Annotated in this window: 7 protein-coding genes; all 7 read left to right on the forward strand. The window is 50.3% G+C overall.

The features are described from left to right. Nucleotides 1–170: 170 nt before the first annotated feature. From V7676_RS16565 to V7676_RS16595, 7 genes are read left to right on the forward strand one after another with little or no spacing between them, the layout of a single operon-like run. Nucleotides 171–1,403: a hypothetical protein gene (locus V7676_RS16565; protein ID WP_335660719.1), complete on the forward strand. Its 1,233-nt coding sequence runs from the start codon at nucleotides 171–173 to the stop codon at nucleotides 1,401–1,403. Then, the gene (locus V7676_RS16570) at nucleotides 1,400–2,689 is read left to right on the forward strand and encodes a tetratricopeptide repeat protein (protein WP_335660720.1); all 1,290 of its coding nucleotides are present in this window, start codon (nucleotides 1,400–1,402) and stop codon (nucleotides 2,687–2,689) included. The genes V7676_RS16565 and V7676_RS16570 overlap by 4 nt, the downstream gene beginning before the upstream one ends. Nucleotides 2,690–2,694: 5 nt before the next feature. Continuing rightward, entirely contained in the window at nucleotides 2,695–3,327 is a 633-nt protein-coding gene (locus tag V7676_RS16575) for a tetratricopeptide repeat protein (RefSeq protein WP_335660722.1), read from the forward strand. Between the two features lie 6 nt (nucleotides 3,328–3,333). Continuing rightward, the gene (locus V7676_RS16580) at nucleotides 3,334–4,215 is read left to right on the forward strand and encodes a hypothetical protein (protein ID WP_335660723.1); all 882 of its coding nucleotides are present in this window, start codon (nucleotides 3,334–3,336) and stop codon (nucleotides 4,213–4,215) included. Nucleotides 4,216–4,236: 21 nt separating this feature from the next. Beyond that, entirely contained in the window at nucleotides 4,237–4,572 is a 336-nt protein-coding gene (locus V7676_RS16585; RefSeq protein ID WP_335660724.1) for a hypothetical protein, read from the forward strand. A gap of 40 nt (nucleotides 4,573–4,612) precedes the next feature. Further along, nucleotides 4,613–5,503, forward strand: a complete 891-nt coding sequence (locus tag V7676_RS16590) for a hypothetical protein (protein ID WP_335660725.1) — start codon at nucleotides 4,613–4,615, stop codon at nucleotides 5,501–5,503. Nucleotides 5,504–5,530: 27 nt separating this feature from the next. After that, complete coding sequence (locus tag V7676_RS16595) at nucleotides 5,531–6,031, forward strand: hypothetical protein (RefSeq protein WP_335660726.1); 501 nt, start codon at nucleotides 5,531–5,533, stop codon at nucleotides 6,029–6,031. Nucleotides 6,032–6,569 lie beyond the last annotated feature (538 nt).

Consider the following 6,569-nt stretch of genomic DNA (forward strand, 5'->3'; position numbering starts at 1 on the left):
CATATATATTCAGGCTACCAGTCAGAAAATAAACCTAAATTTATTTCCCGACAAGCCATCTGAGGTGAAATTTCGAAAGTGACCATCCCCCAAAAGGGGGATTGCAAAATCCAGCACTTCATATTCATAAGCAGCATGCAAGAGTTTATATAAGACGCAGCGGGGGCGGTGTGAATAATCATCAATATCAGAATAAATCTTTCCGGAAAAAACTGCTAAAATTCTCGACATATATTTTGCCCGTACTCTCGGCTTTTGCCATTGCGCCGTCCGCCCATGCACAGCAACCAAATGCCAACCAAGTGCAAGCGGTTGCCAATCTCTACGCTCTTTCCACCTACGCGCTCGGCGCGAACGAAAGTTGCGACATTTTCTTGCTCGGCGAGTATCGCGCTATGATGCTCATCCGCGACAAATTTGGCCCGGATTTGAAAAAAATTCTAAATGCCGAACAATATCGTTCCGTTGATAGTTTCGAAAAAGGTAAAAAAGAATGGGTCGGTTGTGCTGGAAAGTCGCCGCACACGGATGCGGTCCAATTGATAGGCTCCGCCGATTTGCTCGCCGATGCGCTCATCTCGGCACCAAGTGCAATGACCAGCGATCCTAAACTATGTTCTGTTGCCGGGGAATATAAGGCCTTGAGCAAGCTGGAATGGAGCGTCATCGCAAATACCCGAAAAATCAAATATAACCAATCACCGAAAAAGGCAGAGTTTGAGAATTTGCTGCAATCCTTCGCCGATATGATCGAGGCCGAATGCAAGTCCAAATATTCTTCGTTGATGCAGGCTGGCTACGAACAATTAGTTTTGACCGAAGACCTCAACCAGCATTTGCAAGGGAGTATCGAGAAGAAAATTCTATTCACGTCTGTTGGTACGCTGGTCAGCTTTGACTCGGCTTCGGACGACTTCGGGATCTGGCGCTCTCGTATGGGTCGTTTCTCAGGCACGCGAAAAACTGCGGGCTTGTCGGTATACCGCTTACTGAAACGGGATGACGAAAATACTGTGCGATTTGAACTTTCGCGTCCAGGAATGTTCGATCCGCGGGGGCGGATGTTTATCACGCAAAAAGGCCGCTGGGTCGCTAGTATGCGAAGCAATATCGATGCTATAGAAATACGCCTGTCTGATGGCACCAAACTCGCTATGAATAAAGAAAGTGGCAACGGCAGTATCGCCGTTGGTAGTTCAAAGTTCAATCTTCTCACGCAATCCCAACGTATCATTGAGCGCAAACCAGACCAGACAAGCGTGACAGTGGCCTTTCAAAAAGCAGGCGTCTGGACTGAATTTCAGGATATTGGGAAAAACGCATCTGTCCAAAGCCAAAGCCTTGGTGATCTTCGCAAAGCCCTGCAATGGGCTAATGCTCCTGTTCTGAATGCCAAAAAATGAACCGGAAAAACATTTATATCAATCTTATGGTGAAGGCCTTGCTCCGGACGATAGCCATAATCCTGTTCATGGCCACGCCGTCAATGTCGATTGGGCAAAGCAATCCTGACCAACCGGATACACCGACACCCGAAGCCGCCCGCCTCTATGCCGATGGGCAAGCAGCATTGGCGTCGGAGAATTTTGAACAGGCGGCTTTGAATTTCTCGCAAAGCTGTAATCTTGGCTATTCCGCGGCGTGCGTGGATGCCGGCCGCATTTTGTTGGATCATCTGCCCTCGACCGCAAATGACACAAAAGCACGCGGACAATTTGTCCGAGGCTGTATTTTACGCAACGGCAATGCTTGTCGCGGATTGGCACCGTTGATGCAACGGGGTGTCGGCGGTCCCGTCGACAAAGACGGTGCGCTGAATATCTACAAAATGCTGTGCGAAGCCAATGCCGTGGATGGTTGTGCTTTACATGCCATCTTGATTGCCAACAAGCTCAGCGCTGCGACAGATGATAGCAGCAGGAACGCAATTTATAGCTTGGCTCGCACCAGCTATTTCAAAGCTTGTGACCTTGGCGCCGCCGATGCTTGTGTCGACGCCGGTGCCTATGCCGCTGAAGGAAGGGGCGGAGCCAAGGATGGCGCACTTGCCGTCAAATATAGCCAGCAGGCCTGCGAGGGCGGAGAAATAAAAGGCTGCGCCAATATGGGCGTTTTTGCACGCGAAGGCTTCGGCATGGCTACTGATAACGGTATCGCTAAAAGCTATTTTTCCAAAGCTTGTGACGGGGGGGTGGCGATAGCCTGTAGCAATCTCGGAACGTTATGGATGGATGAAGCAGCAACGGCCAAGACGAAAACTACGGCATTTGTTCTTGCCGTTATCGCCTTTGAAAAGGCTTGCAAGGGCAACGATCCGATGGGCTGCAGTAATTTGGCGACCGCTTATTACAAAGGCGACGGCATTGCGAAAAGCTACCCGAGTGCGATGCAATTCGCGCAAAAAGCATGCGAGCTGGACTATGCGAACGGATGCTACACACAGGCGGTGATGTATTATACCGGCGAAGGTGTCACACAGGACATATTCAAATTTCGCATATGGGCGACAAGAGCGTGTGACAAAGGCCATGCGCAGGCCTGTACAAATATCGGCATGTTTTACTTGCATGGGAAAGGTGGATTTGTCCGCGATGTGCAAAAGGCCGGGCAACTGCTGAAACAAGGATGCGATGGCGGCTATCAACGTGCCTGTAGTGAATTAGCCAATCTAGAGCCATCGCGGGAATAGACCTGATGCGGATATCACATATCAACCTTTGCCTGTTCTCTGCTTTCTGGATTTTTGCATCCGCAGCACAAGCACAGGAAATAGCGACAGAAAGCACCACAAACGCTGCTGAAACGTCGACAACCGCCGAGCGTACCAAAGACGAAAAGCGACGCCATTTTGAAGATGCAATGCGGCTCGATCAACTTGGCGGAAAGACCGAGGCACGCGCGATGCTGAAGTCATCCTGTTTTGATGATGACCTGGATGAAGCCTGTCATAATTTTGGCGCTATGGCGGAGGCAGGAGAAGGCGGCGACGCTGACCTTGAGGGCGCGCGCGCCGCCTATAAAAAAGGCTGCGAACTGCAATTTCGTCAGAGCTGTTTCAACTATGCCAACATGCTCCGCGAAGGGCGCGGCGGCGAGCAGCTCTATCCCGGAGCGCTTGACCTTTACGCCCAAATTTGCCGCGCATCAGACGGTCGGGGATGTCTCAATGCGGGGATCATGGTCGAACAGGGAATGGGTGTGACCCATAAAGATACAAACGTTGCGATGGATGCTTATCGGGCAGGATGTGACCTGCATAACAAGGCCTCGTGCGATCGGCTCGCAAAGCTATCGATAGCATCACCCCAGACCGACGAAGCGGAGTAACCCAATATGAACAAAGCTCGATTTGTACCGCTTTTGACCGACGCACCTTTGTCATTTTTAGCAATGCTCGTGATCTCAGGGATGGCGCTATCTTTGAATTTCGCAAATCCGGTATTCGCCCAAGATGAGCAAGGCTCAGCCCCTGCTCCAATCCCAACGGTAACCGTATGTCCTGACGGTGGTTATGAAAACCTCTGCACAATTGCACAGATGGAAAAAGCAATCAGTCTAACACCCAATTCCATGCTGCTGCTATCAAAACAATGTCTGTATCAGACCGAAGCGCGTTGCTGGGTAAACGCCAGCGGAACCATTAGCAGCATGGAACGTGGCGGTCCCGTGATTTGGCAACATATGTTGCTAGCACCTAATGATGGTCCGGCGACCGAAATGGTCGTACTTGCCGAACTCGATGGAAAACCAGTCCCCATGCTGGTCGCGGCCGCACAAACCGAAGGCTGGTTCTTGGCGCCGGATATCGCCGCCAATAGCGATAGCGGCGTGTTGATCCACCTACCTGGACGCACCGGTGGCAACGGCGCGGGAAATGCAGACATTTTGGTTCGCCGCACGAAAGCTGGGTGGAGTCATATCGATCTCACTACTTGGTTTGATGAAATAAATGCTATGCTGCCCCTCGGATTTGAATTGCAAAGCGGGATTAATTTCAACTTTCGGGAAATGCACGCCAGCTCGCCGGTATGGCGCGCCGCTGACGGCCATTGCTGCCCGACAGGCGGCACCGTGCAGATTGATTTTACCATTGATACCACTGACCAGCTTATTGTCACGGGTCTGGCTTTCGATGAAACAAAGCCGGTCGGCTCCACTATTTACTTACCAGAAAAGCAGCAAAATTCGGAGCAGAGCGCGCCGAATCCTAAATAATTTTCCACAAGGAGACCTAGAATGAAAAATGCATTTACAATCTTGGCGATCAGCGCCCTCTCACTTTCCACACACCCCGCTTTGGCGGCATCCAAACAAGAAGCGAAGATGCTGAAAAGCGCAGCTGAATGCACATACGTGGTCCAAATTGCCGAAGAAAATGGCATCAAGTTGAAGAATAGTAGCGACACTTGGGCAAACCTACTTATGCAGGCCAGCGATAAACTGGGCTTGGATGCAGGCGCTTACTATAATGAAGCCAAAGCGGAATATGAGTCCCGCGCAAAAACTATGGGTGCCGACAATACCCTGACCAAGATGATCGATAATGCACGGAAATGCGACAACGGGCTCTAATCCCGGCGACGAGTAAAAACGGATGCGACGGAGAAAATGCATGACCAATAAAGTTCCACTATTGTGCTTGGCCGTTCTTGCGGCATTTTCAATTCCAGCGGTCGCATCGGCTCAGACGGCTAATCCCCAAGACAGGATCGACAGCATTTATGAATGCGCGCAGGCGATCGAGGTTGGTGAGAAAGAAGGTAATAGCTACGACGTCTCTAGTAAATTCGCATGGGGATATTTCGACCGCATTTTAACTGGAAGCGGGGCGAGCGAAAATACCGCGAAAGCCAATGTTACAAAACAGTGGCTCGACTATAAAGCCAGCAACGGCGATCGCGCATTGTTAGATCATGTCTTAGAAGCTGCTGGCGAGTGTGAAACGGTACTTTACGAAATCTCGTCTAGCGATAGCGACAATAGCGGCAGTCCTGTTGCTACCGCTGCGGCGGCGGCTACTCAAGCTCCGCGTTCGTATAGCGTAGCGGATTTGCGTTATCATGTTCAGGAAACGGGCGACTACGCCTCCGTTGCGGATTATATCGTAGAGCGTTATCCCTACGGAAAAAAATTGATAGACGAAATTCCTGAAGGCAATCTGCTGGGTGAATTAGTAGTGGAGGCTGGCGCGAAAGGCGTCACCCGTTTCAGCGATGCTGCCGTGGTGGCACTCGCCAACCAATATTATTGGCAATATAATCCACCTGCAACGCGTATCATCTTTGCCGAATATCAGCGGCGGCTGCGGGTCCGAAAATATACCGAAAATGAGGGCAAGCAATGGGCTGCTCGTGCAGCCAAGGAGCGGGCGGCCCAAGCCGCCTCAGCAGCTTCCGGTTCATCTTCGGAGCAAAGAACTCCGCGCCAGAAATTCAAAACCTGCACCACTACAACCTATAGCGGCGTTGGCGGCGGCACCGCGATATCATGTAAAGACTATTAGATTTAGCGGCCTTTATGGAAGCCTCCTGTGCATTCGCAAGAGACAAAGGGTTTCAAGGAAATTGAAATGCATGTGAAATGGATCGTGAAGAGTCCCCTGCCCTTGGCTATGGCTACTCTTCTAATCTCAGCCCCTATCGCGGCCAGTTCTTCTCAGAATGAAAATGCGAGACGTGCGAATTTAGCTTTTGCCGAGGGAGCAGCCATCGGTGTTAGCCCAATGACGCCTTCCGAGATGGCGCAATGTTCGGCTTATTGGGATCGCTGGAAGTATATAGTGGATAGTTCAAACATCCCGCAATTTAACGAAGCTTTGCGAACCGAATTATCTTCTAACAATGCAAAAAAAGCTGCGGCACGATGGCTGAAACTAAGCAAAAAGGCACTTCGCCGCCGATCCGGAAATTTGGACGAACTAGCCGAAATTCTTGGAGAATCCAATGAACACGCCGATGCAGCCTATGCGAATTGGGTGAATGATGAAATGGGCACAGCTTACGAACTGCCCCGGACATTGGGCAGTTGTTAAGCGAACTTGGGGAGCAGCGAGCCCGAATTTTTTTGGACGCAAGGTTCCAAGGGTGGACCGGACAGCGAAGTTAGAATAACAACAAAGAGCGTCAGCTATTCGGACCTAATAGATCCAGCTGCTATGTCTGAATTTGGGCGCGAGGCAGACGTTGACTTGAATTTTGATCGCAGCCTCATCGCATTGTGTCGAGAAACCAAAATGTTTTTCACGCCACGGACATCTGTTTTGAGTAACCCGAATCCCGATGTTCTCCTTAATTACACCGGAGAAACACCGGAGTTCCAAGTAGCTCTAACCCAAGAAATGGCAGAAAATATGGTGCACCCGACATCATAATAATGGGCACTCAAATCATTGGGAAATTTCAGTTGTTTTGCCGGAATAATACAGGTTATGTCGAAATTTCACCGTGACTTCAGTTGCCAATATAAATTTTCGAAACTGGGCTGATTGCGGCTTGTAACATCGGGTGACTGGTGAGACATTCACTTCATAGCGTTATAGCTTTTCCCGAAGAGCTTCGTAAGGTGTTTTT

The sequence above is a fragment of the Parasphingorhabdus sp. genome (genome assembly GCF_036963805.1).
Classification (GTDB): domain Bacteria; phylum Pseudomonadota; class Alphaproteobacteria; order Sphingomonadales; family Sphingomonadaceae; genus Parasphingorhabdus.